Genomic DNA, 26,101 nt, shown 5'->3' with positions numbered 1-26,101 from the left:
GTCACCTCCTTGGTTCGGCTGCGTCGGGGTCCATCATCCGGCGTAAACCGGCTAACCCCCGGGAGACTTGAGCCCTGGCCGTGCCGATCGCGCACTGCTGCACCTCGGCCACTTCCCCGTAACTGAGTCCCAGGACATGCCGGAGCACGACGGGTGTGCGGTGGTGCTCGGGTAGTTCGAGCAAGGCTGCGACCAGCCTTTGCCGGTCGTCGGCGAGCACCGCACGCTCCTGCGGTCCCGGTCTGGGGTCGGCCCACACGTCCTGGGACTCCTCCACCGGCGCCCCGACCAGGGCCGGCCGGCGGGAGCAGGTGCGCAGGTGGTTGCGCCACACGTTCGCCGCGATCGTGAGCAGCCAGGCACGCGGCCTGAGCTCTGCTCGGCGCTGGGGACCGTAGTCCCGCAGGGCCGTGTAGGCGCGCAGGAAGGTGTCCTGTCCCAGGTCGTCGGCTTCGGCGGGCGAACCGGAGACCCGGAGCAGGTACACGTACACGGCCCTGGCATGCACCCTGACCAGCTCCGTGAAGCCGTCGTCGAGGTCCACCGCCAGGAGCTCGGTCAGTTGCCGCTCGGCGTTGGCGTCCATCGCCTACTGAAACACCAAGTCTGGTCGGATGGTTGCACCGGTGTCTCGTCCGCGCCTGCGGGCGAGGTTGTCGACTTGATGCCATGGGGCCCCTCGACCACACCTGCCGGTACGGCGAGGAAACCCTCGTCTTCAACGACCCACGCCCACGCCGAGCCATCGGCGACGCCACCGCACTCCACACCTTCGACGACATCCCCCGACAGCTCTTCGGCGCCCCCGCACCGACACGGCAAAGCCTCGACATCACGCCGCAGCAACGCCGGGAAGCCGCAGCCCTCTACGGCTGCGCGGAATGGCATATCGGCCCGTGCGCGGGGTGCGCGGCACCCATCCACCGCTACGGCCCCGGCAGTGGTCGGTCGAACTGCTTCAAAGCGAAGAGGTATCGCGAGTTCATCCGCCGCCACGTGCGTCGAGTTGGCGAAGGTCGCGTACTGGATGCAGCGCGTCCTCGCCGAGCAGTCGATGTCGCCGGCGGTACTCGCCCTGCTCGCCGGGTCAGGCTGCAGCAAGAAGACGTTAAAGATCGCGAAAGACCGGGCCGGAAACCGCAAGCCGAGAACGCGATGAGTCAAAGGTGGCGATGAGCGGGCACGCAGACTTCCCCGCCCTCAAGAACCGCGTCATGTCCCGCAGTTCAGACAGCACGTATCACTCGTTAGGCCAATCGGAGGAAGGCGGAGCGGTCTCCATCGATGTGGGCCCGCCAGCTGCGGAAGGATGCGTTCCATGCGATCCCTGAAACGCGTTCTCCTCGCGGCTGCGGCCGCGTCGCTGCTGGTGGCGAGCCACGGCGCAACTGCCGCGGCCTCCACACCCGCACCCACACAGTCCACGCCGGCAGCCGGGCCCGGCTGGCACCACGTGGCGGACTTTCCTCCGACCGAGGAGAACCGCTGTCATGAGCGCGGCCGATGGTACCTGGAGAACGGCGTACGCGCCTACGAGTGCCGGGCCGCCGGAGTCTGGGAGTTGTGGGTTCTCACCGAGCCCTCATGACCAAGGATCGGGGCCATTTCGTTGTCCTCAAGGCGGTGCCTGCCCGGCAGCAATGCCGGGCAGGCACCGAACGAACGGAGGTCCTTCAGGCTGCTGATCCGGAGACAAGAGCCATCTTCTCCGGGCCGAACAGGGCATCGAAACTGCGAGCGCCACTCACAGAGATCAGGAAATACGGGGCACCCGATCCCGCCCTGCCATGTGGCCCCTCCTGCCCCGCACTAGGCACATCGTGAGGCGCCCACAAAACGTCGTGACCTGCACTCCGTCGTAGGCCGACGTGGGCAGGATCTGGTGCTGGGTGATGCACTGCCAGCCGTAGGCGAGGGAGTCGGAGAGGGGGTCACCCGGGCCAGGTGTCCACCTCGCCCTTGTGTAGGGCGAGTTGGAAACCGGGCGCGGGCGCTGCTCCTCGTCGAAGCGCTGGCCGACCGGTGGACCGTACTCGACCCCGTACCCCTGGGGTAGACCGTCCGAGCGGAACTCGATCTGCCGGACCGACGGCATGCCGCGCGTTCGCCGGCGCGGCCGCGTTGGCAGACGGTGAACCCTCATACTCGGGTTGAGTATCGGACAGCGCGGATTCAGCCCGAGCAGACGCGGACCGCCTCGATGAGGTGGTAGTTCGGCAGGGGCGGCAATGGAATGATGCGATGGAGCCGAAGCCCGGAAGCCGAGAACAGGATTGAGTACTCCTTTTCGCCGCGTTCCCTTCCGGCTCCCAGGGACATCAGTTGGATGTCGTTGATCGCCGCGAACATCAGGCCGACGGGGTCTTCCGCGTCCCACTCGGGCATGAGGGCCGTGACGATGAGGACCCGCCCCTCCTCGGTCATCGATTCGCGGCAGTTCCGCAGGATCTTGACACACGAGGCGTCGTCCCATTCGAACAGGACGTTCTTCAGGAGATAGGCGTCCCCGCCCGCCGGGACCCCGGCCAGGAAATCTCCCACGGTGCCCGAGCACCGCTCGGACACGCCGGTTTCACTGACGACACCGGATACCGCCCGGACCACGTCCTCGGTGTCCATGACCGTCCCACGCAGGTCGGGGTGGGCAGCGGCGATCGTGGCGAGCGTGCTGCCGTCGCCGCCCCCGACGTCGACGAGGTGCCGCACAGCGCCCCAGTCGTAGCCGTCCACCAAGAGCGGCAGCAACTGTTCTTGGCCGGCCCGCATGGCGCCGTTGAAGGAGCGGGCGTAGGAGGTGTCCCGCTTCTGGTAGTCGTAGAACGCTTCGCCGCCGATCTGCTCGAACGCAGCCGTTCCGGTGCGGACGGATTCCTCCATCGCGCCGAAGGCACGCCAGGTGAGCGGGTTGCCGTAGAACCGTATGAAGTCGGCAGGCCCCTCGGGCGCGCCGTCGCGGAGCTGGTCGCCCGCACAGGCCAGGGACCAGCTGTCCGCGCCGTCACGGTGCACCACCCCGAAAGCGCTGAGAGTACGAAGGAGCCGCAGCAGCGAGTCTTCGTCCGCTCCGGTGGCGGCGGCCAGTTCCTTCGTGCGCAGAGAGCCGTCCGCGAGAGCGTCCGGCAGTCCCAGGCCTACCGCCGCGGAAAACGCGTGAAAGGCGAGGACGTTGAATACCAAAGGCGCGAAAATCGTCGTCACATCATGCTGGGGCCTTGAATCGGACACTCTTCCCCCTGGTCTGAATGGAAATTTCGGAACTTTTCGGTCCGCCGGCTCGCTCACCAACGGCCTGGTCTCGCGATCAGTCGGACGTCGCGCTCGTGCCGGCCAAGGCCGCCGACGGTGCCTTCACCGAGAAGTCGGACAGCTCGCCGAGGTCGGCACCGCAGTGGACGATGAGAAAGAACGGGCGGGCCGCGTCCGCCGCTTCCTGGAGGGAGCTGAAACCGCGGTCCAGCGCATGGATGTCCGCATCCCGTTCGGTGCTTCCCCACAGGTCGATCAGGAGTTGTCTGATCGGTTCCAACGCCAGGAGAGCGTTCGAGTACGCCGGGTCCCGGCGGACTCGCTCCGTTTCCACCTCGTGGGACGCCTGGGCGATGACTGCGGCGTGCGCGAACCCCGGGGTGTGCTGAAGCCGATCGAGCAGGGGCTCTTCCCGTGCGACACCGGGGCGGATCTGGAAACTGCGAGCCAGGAACAGCTTTGACTTCTCCTGCGGTGCGCAATCCGATTGCTCGCCCGCGGTGAGCCAGCTGTCGAGGAAGCCGAGATCTCCGTCGACATCGAAGACCCCCCGGTGGCCGCTGTGTGCGAGGGCGGTTGCTGCGTGTCCGGTCCGGGTGCTGGAGGTTCCGCACAGCTCGGCGCACTCTTCGGCGATCCGGCTCAGCCGTTCCTCGTGAAGGAACGCCGGATAGTCGGCCGAGAACAATTGCAGCACCCGGAGAGCGTCCAGGTCTCCCGGAACTGGCGAGGAAGACAAGTCCTGGCCGGTGTACGCGCGTCCCCGGGCGGCGAGTTCCCATGCGACCAGGTGCACGGTTCGGTTCACGGGCGGCCGTCGGTCCGGTTCCCGTTCGGGCTGCCGCATCCGCGTGATGAGTTCCAGGGCGTCGGCCCGTTTGACGTCCACCGGATTGTGCACACAGTGGGCCTCGATCTCGGCCAGCTCCTGCTTCGAGCAAGCCACCTCGTCGGCCAGCGCGGGCAGCAGCCGATACGTGCGCTGGGCGTACGGAATCGAGTGGAGGGCGTCGATGATCCGGTCGGCGGTCTCCCGGCAGCAGATGCCGTTCCGGTGCGCAGCGGCGAGGGTCTCCCGCATGTTGACCAGCGGCACCGACATCGCCCGGTAGCCGCTCTCGGGCGGGCCGTGCCGCAGCGCGACCTCGTCGTCGCCGTCGATCCGCCCTGCGCGGTAGTCCTCGTACACCTGCCCCACCCCGTGCATGCCGAACACGTCGAGTTCAGCGGCCCGCAGAGCGCCCATGCTGGAGGACCCGAGTACGCGTACCCCCCGCTCCATGACGGCGAGGATCTCTTTGTGCCGGACCGACAACTGCTGATGGAAGTAGCCGTCGACGATCCCGACGACATCGCCCTCCCGCAAGGGCAGGCGCAGCAGGTCGCCGGCGACGATCGGAGGCAGGATCCGGATGTCCGCCGGGCCGTCGAAGGCGGGGAGGGTGGGGCCGAGGAACAGATACAGCTGGGTCATGAACGGATCTCACTCACACTGGGAAGGCAAGGCCTGGGCAGAGCACGTGGACAACCGGGATCCCCAGGTCGTCACGGGTGTGGTCGACGACGAGCGGGGACCGGCCGGTGACGTCCACGACGCGCGTGCTGAGCTCGTCGATCTCCTGTCGGAGGTCGCGGACGGTCAGCGACTGGAGCGTCGTGAAGTCGACGGCGGCAGCGGATTCGGCCCTCTCGAAAATGGCGGCGCCGGCCGGGTTCGCGATGGCGCGTTGGACGTCGCGGTACTCGCGGTCCTGCAGGTCGTCCCGGGACCCGGCGATGTAGGAGACGCGGACCTGCGCGGCTTCCGTAAGAGCCCGGCACAGCGCGACATCGCTGTCCAAGTGGCAGCCGAAGCCGCTGCGGGGAACGGGGAAGTTGTCGTTCCAGATCGTCGCGCTGAAACACGGGATTCCCAGCGGCGAGGGCAGGACGCTGATCAGCACCTTGACCTTGGCGTCCCGGTAGTGGTCGAGCAGGGCTCGGCTGTGCCCGACGACGGTGTCAGGGCCGACTGTCGACCAAGGGGCCGATTCGAGCCGGGCCAGGGTGTCGCGTTCGATCACCTCGTACAGGGCGTGCAGGATCGCCTCGTCGACGGTGTTGCCGCTGGCCAGTCCGTTGGTGGTGGCCCGGAACACCGGTGGCTGCCACTGCCCGTCCACCCGCAGGTCGATGTTCAGGCAGTCCACCGGTACGAAAGACGTCTGACTGTCGCTGAGCCGCCGGGCTGTGCGCAGCGCCAGTCGGCTGCCGGGATTCAGACAGTTGCGCCGATGCAGAGTGAGTTCGTCCAGGCCGTAGCCGAGCTCGGGGGCGATCTCCTGCGCGGTGGCCACCAGGTCGGGGCGCAGGTCCAGGTGCTCGCCGTGCCAGCGTTCGATCGCCTCCATGGCGGCGGACACTTTCGCCGACACGGTGTCGAGCCCTTTGCCCTGGTAGACCGACAGGTAGCGGCCGTTGGGGCGGATCGCCTGGTACACCGGGATGCCGATGTCGTCCAGCCAGGTGATGTCGGCGATCCGGGTGATGCCGAAGGTGGGGAACAGCGGCACGATCCGCTCCCACGTCTGCTCCGGCGGGCACACGCGGTGCGTGCCGGAGAAATAACTCTTCTGCCCGTTCATGGATGTGGTCCCCGACTCATAAGATTCCCGACCTGGACTTCACCGGTCGATCATGAACGCGTCTTCGGCGCGTGACACGGGCCGGTCTGCTTCCGTCCTGCTGCGCGGATCAACCGTGTGGGGGGCCCGGCCCGGTACGGCAGGCCGAACCCCCCACAGGTCACCTCAGATCCCGCTGAATCAGAGGGTGGTCGTCGTGGTGGACACCGTCGTCAACGTGATCGAGGTGGGGAGCTGCTTGTTCTCAAGGGAGACCTTGGCGTCCATGATCTGGAGCTTGAGGATGTTCATGATGGGTTTCCTGTTCTGTGATTAGAGGACGGTGGAGATGGTGGTCACGGTGACGGTGCTGATGGTGCCGGTCCCGGCGACCTGCGCGGACTCGGTCTCGGTCTTGGCCTCCATGGCCTGAAGCTTGAGGACTTCCATTGCTTGTCTCCTCTTCCCGTCAGAGGACGGTCACGACGGTCGTGACCGTCACGGTGCTGGTGGTATGAGCAGCCACGGCGGGCTCGTTGACGACCTCGGCCGACAACTCGATGGCCTGAAGCTTGAGAATCTCCATGAGTCGGTTCCTCCTTTCTGAGCTCGTGGGGTTCGCCCGGACCGGGATCGGTCTGGGAAGTCTGCAATCTCACGGCCGCGTGAAACCGGCTCGGAGCGGTGCGCTCATGGGGCGGAAGCCAGTGGAGAACGCGGCACTATGCGGCGAGGAGCGGGCCGAGGAGGTCGGTGCCCGAACGGTGGCTTTCGAGTGCGAGCAGGGCGCCGGCTCCGCCCGTGGCCACGTCCATGGACAGCCGCATCAGATTGCCCCCCGGCATGGCGGCGGCCTCCTGGTAGGGAACGGCGTAGCGCCACAGGATCTGCGCCAGTCGGGACGCCCGAGGATCTCCGCACGCGCTCAGGGCGTACAGCTGCCCGGCCGTTCCGTCGAAGAGCCCGGGAGCGAGCGTCAGCGGCAGGCAAGCGCTGGTGAGGCCCTGATCCAGGGCGGCGGTCAGCTCGTCGTCGGGCTGGTGCGCCAGGACCGCGGCCAGGGCCAAACCGGCGCCGGCGGCGCCGGTCGCCAGCGACGGACCCACCTCCTCGCCATCGCCGGTGCGTGTGGCACTCGTGCCGGCGATGAGTGCTTGCCTGGCCTGCTCCAGGTAGGCGTGCTCCGAGGTGTGCTGATACATGCGTGCCAGCAGTAGCGCCGCCCCACCCACTCCCCTGGTCAAGTCGGCGCTGTCGCGGGGATGCTCGGCCAGCAGGTCGGCCACCTGTCCGGCCACTTGTCCGGCCCTGCGCAGATAGGCCGGGTCACCGGTGCGGAGGTGGAACCCCAGCAGGGAGATGCCGATGCCGGGCAGGCCGGTGGCCAGGTCGAGCCCCGAGGGCAGAGCGCGGGTGGCGGCGCGGTCGAGCAAGTCGGCTGCCTCATCGCGGCGGCCGAGCAGATCCAACACCGTGGCGATTCCATGCAGCCCGTCGAACAGCCCCAGCGGCGTGGTGGCGGCCCGGCGTGCCGCGGCCTTCGTCAGCCACGCGGTCCATGCGTCATCGATGGGCAGGCCGGCCGCGTGCAGGGCGTACAGGACCCCGGCCGCGCCGTGCTGCACGTCGATCGCCCCGCTGGGGGTGGTACTGGCCGGAGCGCCGGGAAACAGCCGGTCGCTGCGATGAGGGGTGGCCGAGGCGTTGATGCCGTCAGCGATCAGCCTCGCCCGGTCGGCTGGGGCCACGTGCTCCAGCAACTGCGTATGTGCCGGTGTTCGGTTGTGCAGCCGGTCGAGCTGGTGTGCTGCCTGGCCGGCTGCACCGGCGGACGCTCCGAACACGTCGCCCGCCCAGCGGGCCAGTTGGGCGGGCTTGTCCGGATCCAGCGCCGCGAGCGTCATCAAAGGTATGAAGGTGTGCACGCGCAGCGCGGCCAGAGCGTGATCGTCGAGCGCGACACCGCTCGTCCCGAGTGGCGCCGCGAAGCCGGGGGCGCCGTGCAGCCCCGTACGCTCCCCGGTCATGGCGTGGGCCCCTTCGAGGTCGATCAGGGTGATCCGCCCGTCGGGGCGCACGAGGATGTTGTGGGGATGCACGTCGCCGAACACGATGCCCTCGTGGTGCACGGCGTGCAGCGCGGCTTCGACCTTGCTGATCGTCTCGTCGGCCCATGCGGCGTAGTCCTGGACGTCCTCGTCCGAGGCCGTGGTCTGGCGCAGCGGATGCCGGGTCAGGACGGCAGAGGTGAGAGTGTCGCCGTCGATGTACTCCTGCACGAGGAAATGGTGTTCCCACAACACGTGGTAGCCGATGACCTTGGGCACGTACCCGGTGCCGGCCAGGGCGAGCAGCATGGCGTGTTCCCGCTGCAGCCGCGTCACGGCGTCCTGGCCCTTGCCGTCGGTGCCGGCCAGCGGGCGCGCTTCCTTCAGGACGACCCTGTCGCCGGTGTCCGGGTCCGTGGCCAGATACACGCCACCGCCGTTGGAGAAGTGCAGCGGCTCGATCTGCGTGTAGGGCATATCGACACGGCTGGCGCTGCTGAACTCATTGATGCGGTCCTGGATGAACCCCGGAACGTCCAGCCAGACCGGGACCTCGAAGAAGGGAGCCCGTCGATCGGGAACCAGTGTTCCGTCCGGGGCGGTGATCGCCATGACCCGCTGTCCGTCGTCGCCGTCGACCCACAGTTCCGCGAAGCCGCCGTACCGGATGAAGACCGGACTGGAGTCGCTCCAGCGGAGATCGGACAGGACGTAAGGTCCGGTGAATCCCCGGAGCGCGGTCGACAGCTCCTCCAGGAGATCCTTCAGATCCGCTTCGTCGAAGGGGTAGATCGCCATGAATTTCCCCGCCGAACCCCGGTGGGCGTACTTGGAGTTGAAGGTGCTCAGAAGGGTGCTGCTGCGCAGGTACTTGAAGTCGGTCTGCCGCTGGGCGCAGATGGCCGCGACGACCCGCAACGCCGCCTCGGCATTGTCGGCGGTGGCGGAGACGTGGATCTTCCAACCCTGGGCCGGGAGGGGGTTTCCGTAGCTCACCCGCACCCACACGTCACGGCCCTCAGTACGACGACCAGCACCGATGTCCGGAGCCGGCCAGCGCTTGGCTTCGTCCTGAATGCATTCCGGCGCTTCATAGAACTGCGGATGCGCGAGCGCATACAAGTCGAATCCTGTTAATCCCATCGAGTTCACCCCTTAGCGTGCACATAATTCTCTGGACGAAGAATATCGTCGAACCCGGCGACTAATTACAGTAGGCCATTCTCACCAGAACTGACAGATGCAAGCCAATTGACCCTCAATATCGAACCGTACGAATAGGGGAATGGTTATTCATTGGGGCGCACTTCCCCGTGATAAATTCCTGTCAGGAAATCCCGAACTGGACATTTCTGGGCTGCGGACAGCACAGCGGAGGACAGGGTGCCGACGCCCTGTGGCCAGGTGGTCGACAGGCAGTGGGTGCCAGGCTGCGCGCTCTGGCCCTCCACCGGCGGCGCAACCTTGCCTTGCCCCCAGGTCGCATCGCCGATCTGCCGGAGAGGCGGCTCGATTGCCGCAACCGGGACGGAAGGACCGTGAGTCAGGGAGCGGTGTGATGCTGCGGGACCGCCGACGCTCTTACTGTGGCTGATGACCAGAACGCCTTTTCGCCTTTTCCACGAATGCGGGAATCCCTGCGGAGCTCTTTTTCGCACCGAGCGTTGTATTCGCTACGGCCAGGCTTGCCTTCTGGCGGAGACCACACTTCTCCTTCTTCGCGATCACCGGATCGCCGTTCTTGAAACTGACGGTACGTCGCCACCAGGAGCAGCCTGGCCCGCCGCGGAGGCCCCCGCCCGCAGGCAGCGCAGACAGCAGCACACCGGCAGCAGCCAGCGCCATGGCCACCCTCGTGAGATCACGTCTGAACACCATTTCCTCCAGGTCCACAGCCCGATTGGTCACCACCAGCACACCGCGAACGGTTCACCCCTCGATCAACACCTGATAAACGATCGGCTCGGGCCGGAGCAGGGAGCCCCGGCGCCGTGCCCGGCCGCGGCTACCGGCCGATGCCGCCATCGACGAACAGCTGCGCCGCGGCACGCACACCCCTTCGCCCCGGGCCGGGCCGCTGACTGGCGGATCAGCGCCGGTACTACAACGCCGGACAACTCGGACCCCGACTGGGTCAGTGTCGGCACCGACCACGACACCGCTGCGTTCGCGGTGGAGTCCATCCGCCGCTGGTGGCAGGCCCGCGGACGGCACGACTACCCGCATGCCGCACGGCTGCTGACTACCGCCGACGCGGGCGGGGCCAACGGCTACCGCACCCGCGCCTGAAAGAGCGAGCCCGCCGCCCCGGCCATCGGAACCAGCCTGGACATCACGGTGTGTCACCTACCGCCGGGCACACCGGACTGACCGTCGAGGCCCGCCTCGACACCGGTGACTACGACACCGGCGACACCGGCGTGGAGGTCAGCGATGCCCGATCGACGCGCTGGCGATGAGTCGGCACCGCTTCCACGGCGACTGGAGCCACACCCTGCACCCCACCGGGCCCCGCCTGCCCCACGCCATGAGACAGGACCGAAAGCTCAGGTCCGTACGACTGCGCTTGTGGACGATGTCGACGTCGACTCTCTGCGCAACCCGGAAAGGGACAGGCTCCCCGACGCAGACCGGATCCTCGCCACCGTGCTCTGTCTTCGTCAACAGCCCGATTCCGTAAGCCGACAGACGTCGTCACCCACCTCGACAAGTACGGCAGACGGCCCTCGGCAGAGATCAAATCCGCATGCTGATTCCTCTGCGAGCCCTTGGACGGCGTCGCCGCGGCAGCAGCGGCCTGACCCTCATCAGGCAGGGGAACTTCGGCCGCCACGGCGGGTGAGGGCTGTGCGGTCTGCCCCCACCCGCCGTCCGTGAAGGTGCCGTGCGGCTACTGGGTGGCGGCCCGCCCGCAGGCGGCAAGGTGACCCTCCATCAACTGCGGTGCATCCGAGGCCTGTTGCAGTGAGTGGCCCGCCCCATCTCGTCGGCGGCGATCGCCAGTGCCTTGTCGAGGATCTCGTCCGGGCTCTCCTCGTACGCGGTGAAGTACGCCTGCTGCCACCCGGATCCACCGTGGGACCGACTGCGACCGGGATTCCGTCGGTCCCCGTTCCGTACGGAACTGCGGAAACTGGCTCATCCGCGGAACCAACTCCTCTCGGGGGCTGTCTGACCGTCCGTACGGCTGAGCCCCGATGAATGGAGTTGTTCCCGATGGTCCGTCGTGTTCGTGCACTGCTGCTGACTGTCCTTCTGGTGGTGACGGGGCTGGTCGTGACGTCCACTCAGGCTTCCGCGGTCATCGGCGGATCGAAGAGCACATACGGCCCGTGGGCGGTGCGGATGCTGGTCGACGGCCAGCCGGCCTGCACCGGGACCGCGGTCACCGATCAGTGGATCCTGACCGCCTCGCACTGCTTCTTCGAGCAGGGACAGCCGATCTCCGACAAGCGGATCGCGTTCAAGGTCGGCAATCTCGACATGCGCAAGGGCGTCACCGTCCGCCCGGTGCCCGGCAAGCGTACGGACAGCGCGCGGGCCGACATGATGCTCATCAAGGTCCCGCCGATGAAGATCCGCACCGCGCGCCTGGCGACCACCGGCGTCCGCGCCGGACAGACCGTCCGGCAGTACGGCTGGGGCGCCACCTGCGAGAACGACGAGAGCGCCTGCCAGTCCCCCGTGCTCAAGCAGTCGGACCTGAAGGTGGTACGTTCCGGCGATCCCCGGTGCGCGCGCAGCACCGGTCCTGGCGGCACGGACTTCTGCATGCAGAAGGTGACCGGGATTCCCGCCGGGGGCGACTCGGGCGGCCCGGTGATGAGCATCGCCCCGCAGGGCGAGGAAGTCCTCCTCGGCGTCTTCAACGGATCCGACCGGGAGAAGTTCGCCGAGGCCGGGGAGATCGTTCAGGAGCTCGCCTGGATCCGCCGCGTGACGGGCCAGTAGCCCGCGAGGCGCGGTGCGGGCCCAAGTCTTCTACGGCACGGGACCGCTGCGGCCATACGCCTGTGGCTTCGTGCCTGACCCATCAGACGGAACCTAACCGCCGCCCCCGGCCAGGGGGTTGGGCCGCCCCCCCCACGCCGGGGGCGGCCCTGCGGCACCGCCCCGGTCACGGGGCGATGATTACCTCGAAGGCTTCGCTGTCGATGATGCGGTCGGACTGTATCGCCCGCCCGTACTCCAGACCCGCGTCACCATTGTCCTTGTTGTCGACATGGGCCCGGATGCAGGGCGCGTTGTAGGGCGGGGTGGTCTGGGCGGCCCGGTCGACGGTGACGTTCGCGATGTCCCACACGCCGCCGACCGCACGCGGGGTGATGTCCACGCACTGGTTCCCGTCATTGCCGCCCTGCCAGGACCCGGCGAAGGGGTACTCGTCACAGGAGTCGTTGGGGACACCGGTGGCGCCCCCAATGAACTTGTTCGGCCCGCCAATGCCACAGGTCTTGTCACGCCGTTTGTCGTTCTTCGGGTCGAGAGGGTCGGTGAACCGGTTCAGCGAGTGGTCGCGGTCGCCGAACTTGCCGGTCAGGTTCTTCTGCGCCCACTCATAGGCGATGGCCGCCCCCCGGTACCGGGCCTTGCTGAACGTCACGTTGGCCATGTGGCGCGGGACGATGCAGCCGGGCCAGCTGCCCGAGTCATCGTCACAGCGAACCTCGATGCCGTTCCACTCCGGGCGGATGTGCGTGGGCGGCCCCGATCCGTTGAGGATGGCCCCCTGCACGCGGTAGGTCGGCAGGATCGTCGTGTTGAAGCCCTTGCCCACGGACGAGCTGTAGCTCAGGCTGCCGTCCTTGCCCTCGTGGAGGCGGCGGAAGCGGACGGCCGCGCCATCCCAGGCCGACGACCCGGGCGAGCACTGGCCGCTGCAGGTCGAGCTCAGGGCCATCGTGACGGGGGGCATTTTCTCCGTCATCTCGACGACCTCGGTGATGATGTCCTCGCGCCATGCCGCCTGGGGCAGGGAGTCCATGGACGCCGCCGCCGCGACGAACACCGTGGCGTGGTCGGCCACGCGCCCGTCCTTGCCGAGGGCCTCATAGATGACCCAGTGGCGTACGCAGTAGGCCTTGCGGCTGGACTGGCGGGGATCGGCCCCGGTACACATCCCCAGCCCGGGATTCGGCTTGGGATCGGCGGCCTGGGCGCGGGCCGCTGGTGCGAGGGCGGCGGAGGTGGGGGCGGCGGCGCCTGCGGGGGCGGTGTCGGTGGTCCTCACGCACGTCCAGGCCGCGCCCTGGCGGTGGAGCTGGCTGCCGGGTTCGGTGGCCACGCACGTTCCGTGGCCGGGAGGGGCCGCGCCGGGTGGGGCGGCGGCAGCGGGGGTGGCGCCTGCGGCGCACAGGGATGCGGTGAGGGCGAGCGAGGCTATCGCTGCCAGGCCGCGTCTGACGTGTTTCAAAGGGTGGTCCCTTCCTCCGGCGGCCCCTTGGCGGGCACACCGAAGGCATGGAACCGGTCAACTCCCGTTCATGCCACCGAGAACGGGACAGTTCGTGATCGCATTTGGCCAGTTGTGGTGCAGACCTGCCGCCCCCGACGGCGCTAGTTTCACTCACGCTCACACTCACCTCACAGATCTCACACAGGGGGAAAGCAACGATGCGCCGCACAACAACCCGCTTGGGCAGAGGGCTCGGAGCGCTCATAGCCACCGCGACGGCCGCCGTGGGCCTGGCCGCCACCCCGGCCGCCGCCTCCCCGGCCCCCGCCGCTCCGGCCGCCGCCGGGCAGACGGTCCAGCCCGGCCAGACCTGTACCGCAGCCGATCTCGGCAAACGCCACCCGGTCATCAAGACGACCGAAGTCACCCCGACGATCACCCAATTCAAGGGCTGGTACGTCACCCAGGGCTCCACCGGTACCCAGACCATCTCCACCAACGTCCAGGAAACCATTTCGGTCTCCGTGGGCGTCAACGGGACCGTTCAGGGCAGCTTCGCCGTCGAGGCCCTCGGCACCGTCGGCGCGAGCCTCGGCCTGAACGTCCAGGTCAACTACACCTCCACCAGCAGCACCAACAAGTCCATCACCTGGGACTTCTACCAGCCCGGCTACTACGGGCTCTACGAGGGCACCAAGAAGGTCACCGGCACCTACGGCAGCCTCAACTGCAACCGCACCCAACAGGGCGACGGCAGCTGGGCGTTGAAGTGGACCGAGGGCCCCGACACCGGCAGCTACACCACCTTCACCACCCTCGAAGAAGGCGCGGTGCGCTGCGAGGACAAGGTCCCCGCCAACAGCATCATGGCCAAGGCCCAGGGCCTGTTGGACTGCGGCTCCCCCGCCGCCACCGCGAAGCACCCGGCAGGTCCCGTCCCCTCGGCCAAGGCCGACCAGGCCAAGCACGACGCCGACAACGCCGCAACAGCCGCCAAGGCCACCCAGAACATGAAGGCGACCCAGGCCGCCAAGCCCGCCCCGCGCGCCGCCCTGAACTGCCAGCCCGCCGTCTACCGGATTCATGTCCCCGGCAAGCCCCTGAACTGGAGCGCCCCGGCCCTGGCCAACGACGGCGTCCGCCTGCGCGAATCGAACTGGACCAGCGCCCACCTGGACAACTGGCGCCTGTGCAACGTGACCGAGCGCAACGGAGTCATCGAAGCGTCCCTGTGGAACTGGGGCAACGGCGGATGCGCCACCATCCCTGCGAACATCGCCAACCAGGAGCAGGCCTACCTGACGACGGCCGCCTGCGGGGAGGACGACCTCCAGCGGTTCTACATCTACCGCGACGTACCCGGCAGCACGAAGATCGGTCTGCAGAACAAGTACACCGGCTCCATGCTGGGCCACGACCGGTACGCGGACGGGGAACTCATCCGCCAGTACTCCAGCGGCCGACAGGACGGAACGGGTACGTACACCCTGACCGCAGTCTGACGGCCCCCACTCCGTGAGCGCGGCCCCGCACGTGACCCCCGGCCTCCCGGTTCCGTGCGGGGCCTTCCGCGTCTCTACCCCGCGCCCGGCCTCGGGGACCGGGGCCCGCGGCTGAACGTCCCCTGCTGCATGCGGCGAACCCCTGCCAGGGTGGTGCGCGCTTCAACCCGACGACAGAAGCGAGGCCAATTCGTTTATGTACGAGGCCTGTTGACAGTGGCCACGGCGTGGTGAAGACCGGGACCTTTCTGGCGGCAGTCGCGGAGGATCTTCCAGTTCTTCATCCGGGCGCAGGCGTGCTCGACCCGGGCCCGCACCTTGCGGGTGCGCGGCGTTGTCCTCCTCCTGGCCGCGCAGCAGCGGGCGCTTGGCCCGTCGAAGCGCAGCCGGGTGAACACGATGCGGTGCAGGGCGGCGTTCGCCTGCCGGTCGCCGCCCTGGTCGAGCCGACGCGCGCTCCGACGGCCCGAGGCGTACTCGACGGGGATCACTCCGCACAGAGCGGCAAAGGATGCTTCGGTCTTCAGCCGCTCGGGGTTGTCTCCCATGGTGATCGGTGCGGACGGCTCCTTCTGGCCCAGAGCAACAGGACCACCGAGCACACCGCGGCGAACGCGCACCACGTCGAGATGTACTCCTGCCGCCACAGCCCGAGGGACACGGCGGCCCCAACGGTGACCAGGACACCGAACAGGACGATCCCCCGGTCACCGGACAGCAACAGGGAGCCGAGAGTGGCGAGGAGGTAGCCGACGACGATCAGCTCCGCCTGCGGCAGTCCCAGGGAGTACCCCACGGTGTGTCCCCTGATCTCCGCCGTCACGGTACTGGTCGCCAGCGCGTGGGCGAGCACTGCCGCTGTCGCGACTCCCGCCGCCAGGGGGACAAGCAGACGCCGGCGGGCGCTCGGCGGAGCGGCGCACAGCACGGCTGCCGGTACCCACAGCGCCAACAGCGGGAGCGCGATGACGCTCCAGGTGACAGTGGCGGGCCCGGTGCCGCCGCCCTGGTGCCAGACGGCGGCCTCGATGATCTGGTGGGCACCCAGGAGCAGGGGCAGCGCGGCCAGCGGAAGGTCACGGGGGTGCCGGACCGCCACGGTCACCGCGACGACCCCCACCGCCGTGATGACCGTGCCCGCAACGAGATCGGCCGTTGCACTCCAGCACATGACAGCAACACTACGGCCGCCCCGGCAGCGAAGCATGCCGGGCTTCCCTCATACCGTCCGGCCGGCAATCACCCCTCCGGCGCCATGAGTGACGCAGACAGAACATGACCGGCATGCACGGCGTCCCTCTTGCGCTGAGTGCGGCCGGGAGGTCGATGACGTCCTGCCGGTCCAGAGCGGCGCCAGCAGGGCCGGCGTGAAGGCGAACGTGGTGATGGGTGACGGTCCAACCGACGCTCTGGGCCCGACTGTGGGTGAGCGGCGTGCCGTGGGCGAGCGTGCGGAGCATTGCCTCGACGTGCGGCGGAATCGGTGCCTGCCGCGGAACCCAGGTCACACCGAGGGGTTTGGAGGGCCGTCCGAGCGCGGTGTGGAAGGCCCGGACTCCGTCGTCCAGCGAGCGGGGTTGCTGCGGCGACTGTCCGAGGAACGCAGCGAACAACTCGGCGTCAGAAGGGACGCGTTGGCCCCGGGCCGGCACCTTCTCCTCGACGTCCAGGCGTACGCAGGCCGGGGGTGCAAAAGTGCGGGTGCAGAGCGGGAGAGACTTCCGGGTGGGAGATCCGCGGTGGTCTCCCGTAGAGGCCCTGGGCGCGGTGCAGCACACCGTTCTCCGAAACCAGGACGGTCGCCTGCGGACGGGTGAGGTCGTTGCCCAGCCGGAATCCCCCTACGAGGGTCGCCATCCGCCGCCCCCTTCAGCTCCGTTCTTCCCGCCGCCTCCGCCGTTGCCCATCACAGGCACCGCGCAGAGGTGATTGTTGGAACCCGTGTTTCCGACGTCCGGACGACCCGCTCGGGGAGGAGCGGAGGCAGCGCACCCTTCCCGATGTCCCTCCTCCCGCACATTCCGGGGAACGCGGCTTGCAGTCTCGGCACTCTGTCAGTGCAACGGCTGGGCACCACCACCTTCCCCGTGGCGACGCACTGCAGGAGGGGCACAGGCCGGTTGCCCGCCGTGTCCCCCGGAAGTTCAGCCGCTCTGCCCCGCCACGCACCGGCTTCTCACGGTGTTCCTGCCTGCCAGCAGCACGGCTTCCGCTGAGCGACGCCTGCAAGTAACAGGCTCGGGCCACCGGTTGAGAGGTCCTACAGCGCCGGAAGCACTCGCTGTGGTCTTCCGCCGGGTGGTCCGGCAGATGCGGTGCCGGTTGTCCGGGGTTCGTTTGTACGGCGGGGACCGTCCGATGCCGAACAACGTCGTCGGGCTAGACAGGGTCGCGGCTGCCCCGGGCGACGGGTCCGCCTTTCCGGGAGTACGACCCCGCCCCCTGCCGAAGAGGAGCCGAACGCATGCCGAAGCAGAACGGTGCACGGACCTGGCCGGTCACAGCAGCCCTGCTGAGCGTGATGACCGTCGCCGGCCTGGGCCTCACCGCCTGCCAGCCGGGCGGGGCGGCGAAAACCCCACCCACCACGGCCTCCACTCCTGCCGTCCCGCCACGCGCGGTGACTGCCCAGGAGCTGGACCTGCTCCACCGCGCGAAGCAGCTCCTGCTGCGCGACTGCATGCGGGCCCACGGCTTTGTCTACCTGCCGGTGCCGCGGGAACCAGTCCCGGAAGCCCGGGACTTCCCGTACGGCATCGACGATCCGGCCTGGGCGGCCAGGCACGGGCTGGGGTCCGACATCGACCGGCAGCGGGAACGGATCCGCCGGCAGGACCCGAACCAGGTCTACTTCCGGGCCCTGTCGCCGGAACGGAAAGCCGTCGCCCTGCGGACCGCCAACGGACCCGAGTTGGCCGGGCTGACCGCGCGTACGGCCGACGGCGCGGTCCTCACCCGCAGCAACCAAGGCTGCCAGGCAGAGTCCGACCGCACGCTCTACGGCGACCTCGGCCGCTGGTTCCAAGCCGCCTCGACGGCTGAATCACTGGCCGAGCTGCGCCGGCAACGCGTCCTCGCCGATCCCGCGTACGCCGAGGCCGCCCGGGCCTGGTCCGCCTGCATGCGCAAGGCGGGACACTCGTACGCCGACCCTGCCCGACTACGGGCGGCTGTCGGAACGCAGCGGTCCTTGCCGAAGGCCCGTGAAGTGGCCATGGCCCTCGCCGAGGCCCGCTGCGCCCGCAGCTCGGGACTGGCCGCCACCGCAGCAGAGCTCGACCGCGAGCACGCCGCCCGGTTGCGCCAGGGGCGCGAAGCCGAGGCCGACGCGCAACGGCGACTTCAGCTCACCGCGCTTCCCCGCGCCCGGTCCGTCGTGGACGGCGCCACGGCCGGGGGATGAGCGCGGGCCCCGTGCCCGCGCGACACCGCACAACCCAACGCAACAGCACACCGATCCATTCGTGAACCGAACTGTGAAAGGCACGACGATGAATCGACTGCGTACCGCCCTTGCCGGCACCGGCATCGCCCTGGCACTCACCACCCTGCCCGTGACGGCCCAGGCGGCCGAAGCACCCGCCGTCCCGGCGCCGAGCGGGGCCGCCGCCGACGGCAAGCTCCACGTCTACCTCGACTTCAACTACGTCGGCGAGTGCGCCGCGTGGACGGGGAACTCGACGAACTGGGGCACTTGCCGCAACAAGGTTTCCTCGCTTCGCAACTCCGGATACCCGGGCAGCCTGGACGACGTCTGGGTCTACTATGCCCCCAATTACGGCGGGGCCAAGCGGGGTGTGCACAACGGGGTGGGCCTGGACAACCTCACCAAGTGGACCTTCGACCCCAACACGGGAAGCGGCTCCGGCCAGCAGCTGAACGACAACATCTCGTCGCACAAGTGGACCAACCTCTAGTTCCCTAGTTCCCTGGCTCCGGCCAGGCTGGAACCGGGCGCGGCCGCGTGGCCGCGCCCGGTTCCATCGGCGCGTACGCTCCAGGCCGGACTCGCCACCGTCCCGTCGGCCGGATTCCACCGCTGAGGCTCGGCGGATCCCCCCCCGCCGAAGGCCGAGGCAACAACAGCGCGACAGCGATCCTTACGCTTGCACCGTAAGGTTCCCTCACGCCTGTGAAGCTCTCGCAGGGGCCTTGCCCCTGTGGTCGCCCGCCACAGCGGCCGGGTCCTGCACATCACCGTGGGCACCGACGGCACACGCAACGGGGCACCGGTACGCCAGCAGGAGTGGGCCAACGCCGACCACCCGAAGTTCCGCCTCGAACCCCCTCGTCCGAACACCCGGCACCGGCCAGGAGGCCCTGCCGGGGAACGTACCGCCGGCGCCGTCTCGATGCGCGAGGTGGACGTCGAGAGCAACTACGAACTGATCCGCCGCATCGACCCGTACGTCAAGTCCAGTGCCACCAGCCTCACTTCGCTCGGTGAGGCGGTCCGCCTGGCCCTCGCGTCCCACCTGCCGGAGCTGACACCGCACACGAAGGAGGTCACCGCCTTCATGGCCCAGTACTACGGAGTCGACAACTGACATGCTGTGAAGTCCGGGGAAGGCCCCCTACCGTTCACTCGCCCCGCTCGTACGGGAACGACCTGTTTCGAGCGGGGCGAAGTCGCCCTCGGCGAGTGCGGACACGCGTACGGCACGGGCTGCCAGCATGAGCACAGCTGTATCCGGAGGCCGCTCCTGCGGGTGGATCCGGCTCAACGGCCCCGGCTGGAGGAGACCCACGACAACCTGACGGCGCGCGACGACGTTGGTGAGGCGGAAAGCAGGGCCATGCGTGCAGCGAAGTCGGCGTGCGCCCGACGCAGGGCAACAGTGGACGCCATGCCCTCTCTCAGATATCGCGTCCGCGCCATCGGCTCTTCGCTCGGTCTCGTTTCGACGACCTTCCCGCCCAGTGGTCAGGTCGACACCAGTACGGACTGCGCAGCATTTGCAACGGTAGTCAGTGGCTCACGCAGTCCGACACCCGCACAGAGCTTCCTGGTCAGACGCAACTCTTGGCCCGCAGCTCCACGTGTACTGCCATGGACAACGGTCGCTTCGGTCGCCACAGGTCGCGTTCTCAGCGATGTTGCATGAACGCACTGCGCGGTGCGGTGCCTGTACCCGATGATGCTGAGATGTCTGAGGCGTTATGGACCAAGCTCATCGGAACAGTCCCGTCGATACTCTGGGTGGCCTTCGCGGCTGCCGTGTACTGGTCACTGAGAGGGACGATCATTCAACGCATGGTTCCAAGGCTGACAGCAGTACGAGCACTTGGTGTTGAGATTGAATTGGCTGCCGAGCTGCTCGACCGCGCTCAGAGCGAGAGTCAGACGGTCGCCACTGCCACCGCCACTGATCGACGTGCCGCGCTGGGCAGATTGGAGCACGCTGCCGATGTACTGCAAGGCGGGAGAATCCTATGGATCGATGACCACCCCGAAGGGAATGCCTCGCTTGTCGAGCTGTTCCGGACGGCAGGCATAGAGGTCGACGTATCCGTGTCGACTGAAGAAGCAACACCCCTGTTTCGCCGAAATACCTACGACATCATCATCAGCGACATCGACCGCGATGGCGATCAACAAGCGGGTATCGCCATGTTGCGAGTACTGGAGCGGTACGGCATCCATACGCCCGTTCTCATCTATGCAGGGAACTTCGACCCTGAACGGGGAGTTGATCGCCGGATCTTTGGGGCTACCACCATGCCAGTTGAGCTGGTCCACTATGTGATCGACCTCATGGAGAGGGCAAGACTCGGGGCGTTGTAGCCGCGCAGACGGTCCTGTGGTACCCACATCCATAGCGATCCTCGCATCTCAAAGCAGGCGGTCGCGGTGCAGCCGCTGCAGGTTCGCGCCGAGCGTGTGGGCGGCGCGCCGGGCGGAGGCGACGGCGGCGGGCAGGCGGCGGGTGTCGGGGACCCCTACGCCGACCGCGGCAACGACCTGGCCCGAAGAGGCGTGGACCGGTATCGCCAGGCACGCGTGCCGTGCGTCCCCCTCGTACTCATGGATCTCCGCGCCGAGCTCGCGCGCTCGGTTCAGGCGGCGCTTCCACTGGGCTGTGGAATGGGCCGGGGCCGGTTCCGTGGGTTGTGCGAAGGCCGCGAAGACGACGTCCGCCGCGCTGTCGGGTGGCAGGGTCTGCCCCCGCAGGAAGGGGAAGTGCTCACTGACCGCCCCAGGGATTCCGTGGACGACGGTCAGGCCGACGGCGGAGGGTGCGACCACGCAGACGGTGGCCCCGGTGGACGCCATCAGCTGGCGCAGGGGCAGATCGGAGGCTCTGCTCAGCAAGTGGTGGTGGCGGGAGGGGCCCATGCGCACGATTGTCGAGCCCACGCGATGACGGCCTTGGAACTGCTCCACCGCGCCCAGGGCGGACAGTTGGGACAACAGGCGGTGCACGGTGGACTTCGACAGCCCCGTGTTCACTGCCAGATCGGTCAGCCGTGCTTCGCCGAGGCGGGAGAGTTCCTCCAGCAACGCGAAAGCCCCCTCCAGCACCCCACGCCCCGCCGCCGGGGTCCTGGTCCCATGGTGCGGGAGCTCATTCCACTGGTGCTGCTCCACTGTCATGCCCCGACTCCGGTCCCCGGCCCTGACTGCGGCATCACGGGTTCCGCTGAGCGGAACCGCGTGCACGTGCGTCGCCGGCACGCACACACACTGGACAAGGCATAACACATCCCCGGCTCAACAGGCGTACGGGGGAAGGTAGTTGACCTGTAGTTGCCGCATGTGAGGGGAGAGCGCGTGCTGTGCGGTCACCGACCGGTCCACGGCGCCGGGTTTTCCGGACACCACCGGAGACCACCGGACACCCACCGGAGACCACCGGAGACCACCGAACGCCTGACTGTCCCAAGGAGATTCATGACAACCCGCACGACACCCTCCGCCCTCGGCACACTGCCGTTCGCCGGGCATGCTCCGCGCATGCTGCGCGATCCCCTCAGGTTCCTGTCGTCCCTTCCGGCCCAGGGCGATCTGGTCGACATCCAGCTGGGGACCATGAAGGTCACCGTGGTCTGTGACCGGGAACTGACCCGTCAGCTGCTGCTCGCGGACGACATCTGCGACAAGGGCGGCCCCTGGTACGACCGCATTCGTGAAACCATCGGCAACGGGCTGGTCACCTGCCCCCACCACGTGCACCGCCGCCAGCGGCGGCTGATCCAGCCGTCCTTCCACCCCTCGCGTCTGCCCGGGTACGCCCGGACGATGGTCTCCCGGGCCACCGCGGTCAGCGACGGCTGGCACGACGGCCAGGTCATCGACGTACCCCCGCTCATGCTCACCTTGTCCATGAGGGCACTGCTGCAGAACCTGTTCTCCAGCGCCCTTGACCCGCAGACGGCCCAGGACGCGATCGACGACCTCCGCACCATCCTGCGCGCCATCCACCGCCGGACCATGCTGCCCCCGGCTCTCAACCGTCTGCCCACCGTCGGCAACCGCCGCTATCACGCGGCCGGCCAGCGCCTGCGCCGCAACCTGCAGACGGTCATCGCCGGTCAACGGCAGGCCGGGAAGGACTACGGAGACCTGCTGTCGGCCATGCTGTCTGCACGGGACACCGCCGACGACGGCAGCGAGAGCGCCCTGGCCGACGCCGAGATCAGTGACCAGCTCATCACCTTCTTCGCCGCCGGGTCCGAGACCATGGCCAACATCCTGTCGTGGACGCTGTACCTGCTCTCCCGCCACCCAGAGATCGAACAGCGCCTGCACGCCGAGGTCGACTCCGTCCTGGCCGGCTCCTCCCCCGCGTGCCTGGACGATCTGGACCGGCTTCCGTTCCTCAACCGCGTGATGCGCGAAACGCTGCGGCTCTATCCGCCGGTATGGATGGTCACCCGCGAGGTGACCGCAGAGACCACACTGTCCGGTCATGCCATCCCGGCCGGGTCGGCCATCATGCTCAGCCCTTACCTCCTGCACCGTCAGAGCGACGTCTACCCGGACCCCGAGCGCTTCGACCCCGACCGCTGGGACAGCGCACACTGCCCGCAGCCACCCCGCCACGCGTTCATCCCCTTTGGGCTGGGCCCCCGTAAATGCATCGGCGACCAGTACGGCATGGCCTTGGCCGCCTTGGCCCTGGCGACCTTCAGCAGCCGCTGGCAGCTGTCCGCACTGTCGGATGCCGAGGTGAGGCCCGTCGCGCACACCTCACTCACCCCCGCCGCGCTGCGCCTTCGCGCTATCGAGCGTCCTCTGCACCCTCTGCCCCGCCGATGACGTGCCCCGCCGATGACGTGGGAGCTGCCGACAATGCGGGGGGGAAGGGTCACACCGCGGTGTGCGACTGCGGCCACCGTCGTACCTGGTACGGCATCCACCACGCGTGGGCACCCAGCATGTCCACCAGCCCGGCGGCCGTGTAGTCGGCCAGTACCTCCTGGTCGATGTCCTGGGCAAGGGCGCCTTCGAGGAGTGGGGACACGGCCGCCCTGTGGCGTGGTTCGTCGATGGTGATCCTGCGCAACTGGCCGGTGCGCCAATCGCGGACCTGGACGAAGCCGGGGCCGTTGCGGTGGAAGCACTTCCCGATGCAGTGGCTCGCACGCCACTGGCTCAAGGCGTCCTCGCCTCCCGGGGCGAGCAGCTCACGGGGCGGGTGGAGGTGGGCGAGCCGGCGCCAGGTCGCTGTGGCGTCGCCGTGGACGAGCCGCCAGTCGACGACCATGCCGTAGCTGGTCAGGTCTCGTACGAGGACCAGGGCGGCGACCGTGCTCGCAGGATCGTCTCCGTCGAGGTCGACGGGTTGCCGCAGCAGGGCATGCCGGGCTCCGCTCTCGTACGCGTCGCGCGCGGCGCCGGCCGAACCGGTGGCGTCGACGGTGAGCGTGCCGAGGCCCATACCGGGCAGCTCGGCGGTGTCGGCTGCGTAATGCCGCCGCAGGACGCACTGCACCATGTCATTCGTTCCTTCCGGTGATCGCGGGCGTGGGCCAGGGCCCGCCGCTCTGCAGGCGTTCGGGTTCCAGACGCAGGAGCTCCTGATTGGTGGCGGCGGGCACGACGTGCACGACGTGCTCGTCGTCGGTGAACAGCAGGCCCAGCTCCCGCCATTGGGCGAGCAGCGCGGAGATTTCCCGAGAGCCGGCTCCGGTCCGGCGTTCGAGGGAGGCGGTGGTGCGCGGCTGGTCGAGGAGATGGAAGAGCTTCACCTCCAGAGGGGTCCGGAGTTGGTGCACGCTCCAGTCGAAGTGGCGGCGCTTGTTGGTCAGGACCACGCGGCTGCCCAGATCGACGTGGTCGAGATGGCTGGAGGACCAGGCATCCTCCCATTCCCGCATGGCGGCGCGCAGGGCGTCGGCCGTCTGCTCGCTGATGCCCTGCGGTGTGGCTTCGAAGAGGTAGGCGAAGTCCATGAGTTCCGCGGGAGGCAGATCGTAGATGAGTTCGTACTGGGTGTCGGGGCGAAGATCGGCGAAGCCGAGTTCGGGGCGGTCGAAGTAGGGGCTGAACCGCTCGATGGCGATCCGGCCGACGGATTCGGCCGGGGTGAGGTGGTGCAGCGCGGGCAGTTGGGTGACGACCGGCTCGTAGTGCGCCTCGGTCTCACCGGGGAAGCCGTAGAGGTAGTTCCACTCGGGGACGAGTCCGACGGTGGCGGCGTCGCGGAGCATGCGGACGTTCTGGCAGGCGGTGACGCCCTTGTCCATCAGCTTCAGGACGTGGCTGTTGAGGCTTTCGATGCCGGGCTGGACACGGAGCAGCCCGGCATCGGCGAGGACGCGCAGCTGTTCGCGCCGCAGGTTGGACTTGATCTCGTAGTGCAGGCGCAGGTCGTAGCCGCTGGCGCTGATGCGGGGCAGGAGCGAGGTGAGGTAGCCCATGTCCAGGATGTTGTCCACCACGACGACGTCCAGGACGCGGTGCCGGGCGACGAGGTCGGTGATCTCGTCGAAGAAGACCTCGGGGCGTTTGCTGCGGAACTGCATGAAGGATCCGTTCAGTCCGCAGAACGTGCAGTGGTGCTTCTCTCCCCACCAGCAGCCCCGGGAGGCTTCGAGGACCAGTTGGGGGTCGGACCAGTGCCGTGCCTGGGAGGCAGCGACCCGTTCGAAGTAGCCGTCGTAGTCGGGACCGGGCACCGCGGCGGGCGGCAACGGCTCGGCGGCCATGGGGGTCGACTTCGATGAGCTGTCGGCCGAACGGTGGCACAGCCCCGGTATGCCGTCGGTCGCCCTGCTGTGCTTGAGGGCGTCGAGCAGCCTGGGGAAGGAGACTTCGCTTTCGCCGCGCAGGACATAGTCCACGAAGGGGAAGTTGCGGTGAAGCGCCTCGCCTTGCGCCCCGTCGCAGTTGGCGCCGCCGAAGACGGTGAGTGTGCGTGGGGACAGACGCTTGATGCTACGGGCCGCGGCCAGTGATGCGGTGTTCTGCTGGAAGGTGGTGGTGAAGCCCACCACGTCCGGGGCCGGTCCCGCGCAGATCCGGGCGGCGAGGCCGTCGATGAAGTCCGGTACGACAGCGTGCAGTTCGTGGCACAGATCGATGCGGTCGCCGGGCAGCCGGTCCTTCTTGGCGGCGGTGAATTCCTCCGCACGCCATTGAGGGGCGTCGTACAGGGCGGAGGAGAAGACCCAGTCGCCGGCGCCGTCGAAGTAGGAGCCGTGGGAGAAGAACTGGTAGTCGTCGGCGGTGAAGGACCGGCGGCCGCAGATCCAGTCGACGAAGTCGAGGTTGGCGTACAGCACTTCGACGGTCACTTCGGGCAGGGCGGCGGTGACGGCCCGTTTGAGGATGCCCAGCGCCAGGGAGGGCACCTCGGCCGAGGCCCAGGGCATGTTGACGAGAACGACGCGCATCACGCTACCTCGGAGGTGTCGGTGACAGGACGGTGTGCTGTGCGTTGGCTGTGCTCAGTGGCGCCCGGACGTCCTTCAGGAGCAGGACGGGCACGGGCAGGATCGGTCCCGCGGCGGCGGCCGCGCCCAGACGGGCGTGGGCGGCCTGGAGCGCGTCACGCTCCACGATTTGAGGCACCGGGGCTTGGGGGGCCGGCCGGGGAAGGCGGAGGCGGCTCCCGTGGCGAACATCCGTGAGGCCAGCACGTGAGGCCGGCACGTGAGGCCCGCAGGAGCACGCTCGTCCTGCCCGTGGCGAGCAGTACCGCGACGGCTGTCCGGACGAGCGCGGACACGGAGCCGGAGGCGACCGTCACGCGATGGGGCGCGAAGCGGTCGCTGTGCACCCCTCCGACGGTGAGGAGGACGAGCACCTCCGTGAACTGGGATCCCAGGGCGATCCTGACCGCCGTCGGGCCCCTGTCCTGG

21 protein-coding genes and 3 pseudogenes are annotated in these 26,101 nt (G+C 68.4%); 9 read left to right on the top strand and 15 right to left on the bottom strand.

Features of this window, described 5'->3' with window-relative positions:
• Position 1: 1 nt before the first annotated feature.
• Entirely contained in the window at positions 2 to 586 is a 585-nt protein-coding gene (locus ACH4SP_RS11485) for an RNA polymerase sigma factor (protein ID WP_398413142.1), read from the bottom strand.
• Between the two features lie 732 nt (positions 587 to 1,318).
• On the opposite strand from ACH4SP_RS11485, the gene ACH4SP_RS11480 reads away from it, so the two are divergent.
• Positions 1,319 to 1,588: a hypothetical protein gene (locus ACH4SP_RS11480; RefSeq protein WP_398413140.1), complete on the top strand. Its 270-nt coding sequence runs from the start codon at positions 1,319 to 1,321 to the stop codon at positions 1,586 to 1,588.
• Between the two features lie 584 nt (positions 1,589 to 2,172).
• On the opposite strand, the gene ACH4SP_RS11475 is transcribed toward ACH4SP_RS11480, so the two are convergent.
• The 6 genes from ACH4SP_RS11475 to ACH4SP_RS11450 all read right to left on the bottom strand — a co-directional run bounded on the left by ACH4SP_RS11475 (position 2,173) and on the right by ACH4SP_RS11450 (position 9,814).
• Positions 2,173 to 3,282, bottom strand: a complete 1,110-nt coding sequence (locus ACH4SP_RS11475; protein WP_398413137.1) for a methyltransferase — start codon at positions 3,280 to 3,282, stop codon at positions 2,173 to 2,175.
• Positions 3,283 to 3,301: 19 nt separating this feature from the next.
• Entirely contained in the window at positions 3,302 to 4,720 is a 1,419-nt protein-coding gene (locus tag ACH4SP_RS11470) for a TfuA-like protein (RefSeq protein WP_398413135.1), read from the bottom strand.
• Between the two features lie 13 nt (positions 4,721 to 4,733).
• Positions 4,734 to 5,870, bottom strand: coding sequence for a YcaO-like family protein (locus tag ACH4SP_RS11465; RefSeq protein ID WP_398413134.1), 1,137 nt, complete (start codon positions 5,868 to 5,870; stop codon positions 4,734 to 4,736).
• A gap of 312 nt (positions 5,871 to 6,182) precedes the next feature.
• Entirely contained in the window at positions 6,183 to 6,299 is a 117-nt protein-coding gene (locus ACH4SP_RS11460) for a class III lanthipeptide (RefSeq protein WP_398413131.1), read from the bottom strand.
• A 272-nt stretch (positions 6,300 to 6,571) separates the two neighbouring features.
• Positions 6,572 to 9,040, bottom strand: a complete 2,469-nt coding sequence (gene lanKC, locus ACH4SP_RS11455; RefSeq protein ID WP_398413129.1) for a class III lanthionine synthetase LanKC — start codon at positions 9,038 to 9,040, stop codon at positions 6,572 to 6,574.
• Positions 9,041 to 9,478: 438 nt separating this feature from the next.
• A complete protein-coding gene (locus tag ACH4SP_RS11450; RefSeq protein WP_398413557.1) occupies positions 9,479 to 9,814 on the bottom strand; it encodes a hypothetical protein in 336 nt (111 codons plus the stop codon).
• Between the two features lie 213 nt (positions 9,815 to 10,027).
• On the opposite strand from ACH4SP_RS11450, the pseudogene ACH4SP_RS11445 reads away from it, so the two are divergent.
• Positions 10,028 to 10,400, top strand: a pseudogene (locus tag ACH4SP_RS11445) (ISAzo13 family transposase); the annotation flags it as partial.
• A gap of 713 nt (positions 10,401 to 11,113) precedes the next feature.
• A complete protein-coding gene (locus ACH4SP_RS11440) occupies positions 11,114 to 11,848 on the top strand; it encodes a S1 family peptidase (protein ID WP_398413127.1) in 735 nt (244 codons plus the stop codon).
• Between the two features lie 166 nt (positions 11,849 to 12,014).
• Here ACH4SP_RS11440 and ACH4SP_RS11435 read toward each other — a convergent pair whose 3' ends face one another.
• A complete protein-coding gene (locus ACH4SP_RS11435) occupies positions 12,015 to 13,310 on the bottom strand; it encodes a hypothetical protein (protein WP_398413125.1) in 1,296 nt (431 codons plus the stop codon).
• A gap of 200 nt (positions 13,311 to 13,510) precedes the next feature.
• Here ACH4SP_RS11435 and ACH4SP_RS11430 point away from each other — a divergent pair, with 200 nt between their 5' ends.
• Positions 13,511 to 14,794, top strand: a complete 1,284-nt coding sequence (locus ACH4SP_RS11430; RefSeq protein ID WP_398413123.1) for a hypothetical protein — start codon at positions 13,511 to 13,513, stop codon at positions 14,792 to 14,794.
• A 194-nt stretch (positions 14,795 to 14,988) separates the two neighbouring features.
• On the opposite strand, the pseudogene ACH4SP_RS11425 reads toward ACH4SP_RS11430, so the two are convergent.
• From ACH4SP_RS11425 to ACH4SP_RS11415, 3 genes and pseudogenes are all read right to left on the bottom strand, one after another.
• A pseudogene (locus ACH4SP_RS11425) lies at positions 14,989 to 15,117 on the bottom strand (IS5/IS1182 family transposase); the annotation flags it as partial.
• A 99-nt stretch (positions 15,118 to 15,216) separates the two neighbouring features.
• Positions 15,217 to 15,342, bottom strand: a pseudogene (locus tag ACH4SP_RS11420) (transposase); the annotation flags it as partial.
• Entirely contained in the window at positions 15,318 to 15,965 is a 648-nt protein-coding gene (locus ACH4SP_RS11415; RefSeq protein ID WP_398413120.1) for a DUF6629 family protein, read from the bottom strand. The pseudogene ACH4SP_RS11420 and the gene ACH4SP_RS11415, both read right to left, overlap by 25 nt.
• A 1,293-nt stretch (positions 15,966 to 17,258) precedes the next feature.
• Here ACH4SP_RS11415 and ACH4SP_RS11410 point away from each other — a divergent pair.
• The 4 genes from ACH4SP_RS11410 to ACH4SP_RS11395 all read left to right on the top strand — a co-directional run bounded on the left by ACH4SP_RS11410 (position 17,259) and on the right by ACH4SP_RS11395 (position 20,579).
• Positions 17,259 to 18,197 (top strand): hypothetical protein, encoded by a 939-nt coding sequence (locus tag ACH4SP_RS11410; RefSeq protein ID WP_398413118.1) that lies wholly within the window; start codon positions 17,259 to 17,261, stop codon positions 18,195 to 18,197.
• Between the two features lie 88 nt (positions 18,198 to 18,285).
• Positions 18,286 to 18,711, top strand: coding sequence for a peptidase inhibitor family I36 protein (locus ACH4SP_RS11405; protein WP_398413116.1), 426 nt, complete (start codon positions 18,286 to 18,288; stop codon positions 18,709 to 18,711).
• Between the two features lie 243 nt (positions 18,712 to 18,954).
• Positions 18,955 to 19,341 (top strand): RICIN domain-containing protein, encoded by a 387-nt coding sequence (locus tag ACH4SP_RS11400; RefSeq protein ID WP_398413113.1) that lies wholly within the window; start codon positions 18,955 to 18,957, stop codon positions 19,339 to 19,341.
• A 554-nt stretch (positions 19,342 to 19,895) separates the two neighbouring features.
• On the top strand, positions 19,896 to 20,579 hold the full coding sequence (locus tag ACH4SP_RS11395) for a response regulator (RefSeq protein WP_398413110.1): 684 nt from the start codon (positions 19,896 to 19,898) through the stop codon (positions 20,577 to 20,579).
• 48 nt (positions 20,580 to 20,627) lie between these two features.
• Here ACH4SP_RS11395 and ACH4SP_RS11390 read toward each other — a convergent pair whose 3' ends face one another.
• Complete coding sequence (locus ACH4SP_RS11390) at positions 20,628 to 21,389, bottom strand: helix-turn-helix domain-containing protein (RefSeq protein ID WP_398413108.1); 762 nt, start codon at positions 21,387 to 21,389, stop codon at positions 20,628 to 20,630.
• Between the two features lie 297 nt (positions 21,390 to 21,686).
• On the opposite strand from ACH4SP_RS11390, the gene ACH4SP_RS11385 reads away from it, so the two are divergent.
• On the top strand, positions 21,687 to 23,054 hold the full coding sequence (locus ACH4SP_RS11385) for a cytochrome P450 (RefSeq protein ID WP_398413106.1): 1,368 nt from the start codon (positions 21,687 to 21,689) through the stop codon (positions 23,052 to 23,054).
• A 49-nt stretch (positions 23,055 to 23,103) separates the two neighbouring features.
• Here ACH4SP_RS11385 and ACH4SP_RS11380 read toward each other — a convergent pair whose 3' ends face one another.
• The 3 genes from ACH4SP_RS11380 to ACH4SP_RS11370 are packed head-to-tail and all read right to left on the bottom strand — an operon-like array spanning position 23,104 to position 25,799.
• Entirely contained in the window at positions 23,104 to 23,733 is a 630-nt protein-coding gene (locus ACH4SP_RS11380; protein ID WP_398413104.1) for a DUF5825 family protein, read from the bottom strand.
• 1 nt (position 23,734) lies between these two features.
• On the bottom strand, positions 23,735 to 25,633 hold the full coding sequence (locus tag ACH4SP_RS11375) for a RiPP maturation radical SAM C-methyltransferase (protein WP_398413102.1): 1,899 nt from the start codon (positions 25,631 to 25,633) through the stop codon (positions 23,735 to 23,737).
• 4 nt (positions 25,634 to 25,637) lie between these two features.
• The gene (locus tag ACH4SP_RS11370) at positions 25,638 to 25,799 is read right to left on the bottom strand and encodes a hypothetical protein (RefSeq protein ID WP_398413099.1); all 162 of its coding nucleotides are present in this window, start codon (positions 25,797 to 25,799) and stop codon (positions 25,638 to 25,640) included.
• Positions 25,800 to 26,101: the final 302 nt, after the last annotated feature.

This window comes from Streptomyces sp. NPDC021093 (assembly GCF_044333135.1).
Classification (GTDB): Bacteria; Actinomycetota; Actinomycetes; order Streptomycetales; family Streptomycetaceae; genus Streptomyces.
The sequence above is the reverse complement of the archived record's forward strand: the minus strand, read 5'-3'. Positions and strand labels throughout refer to the sequence as shown.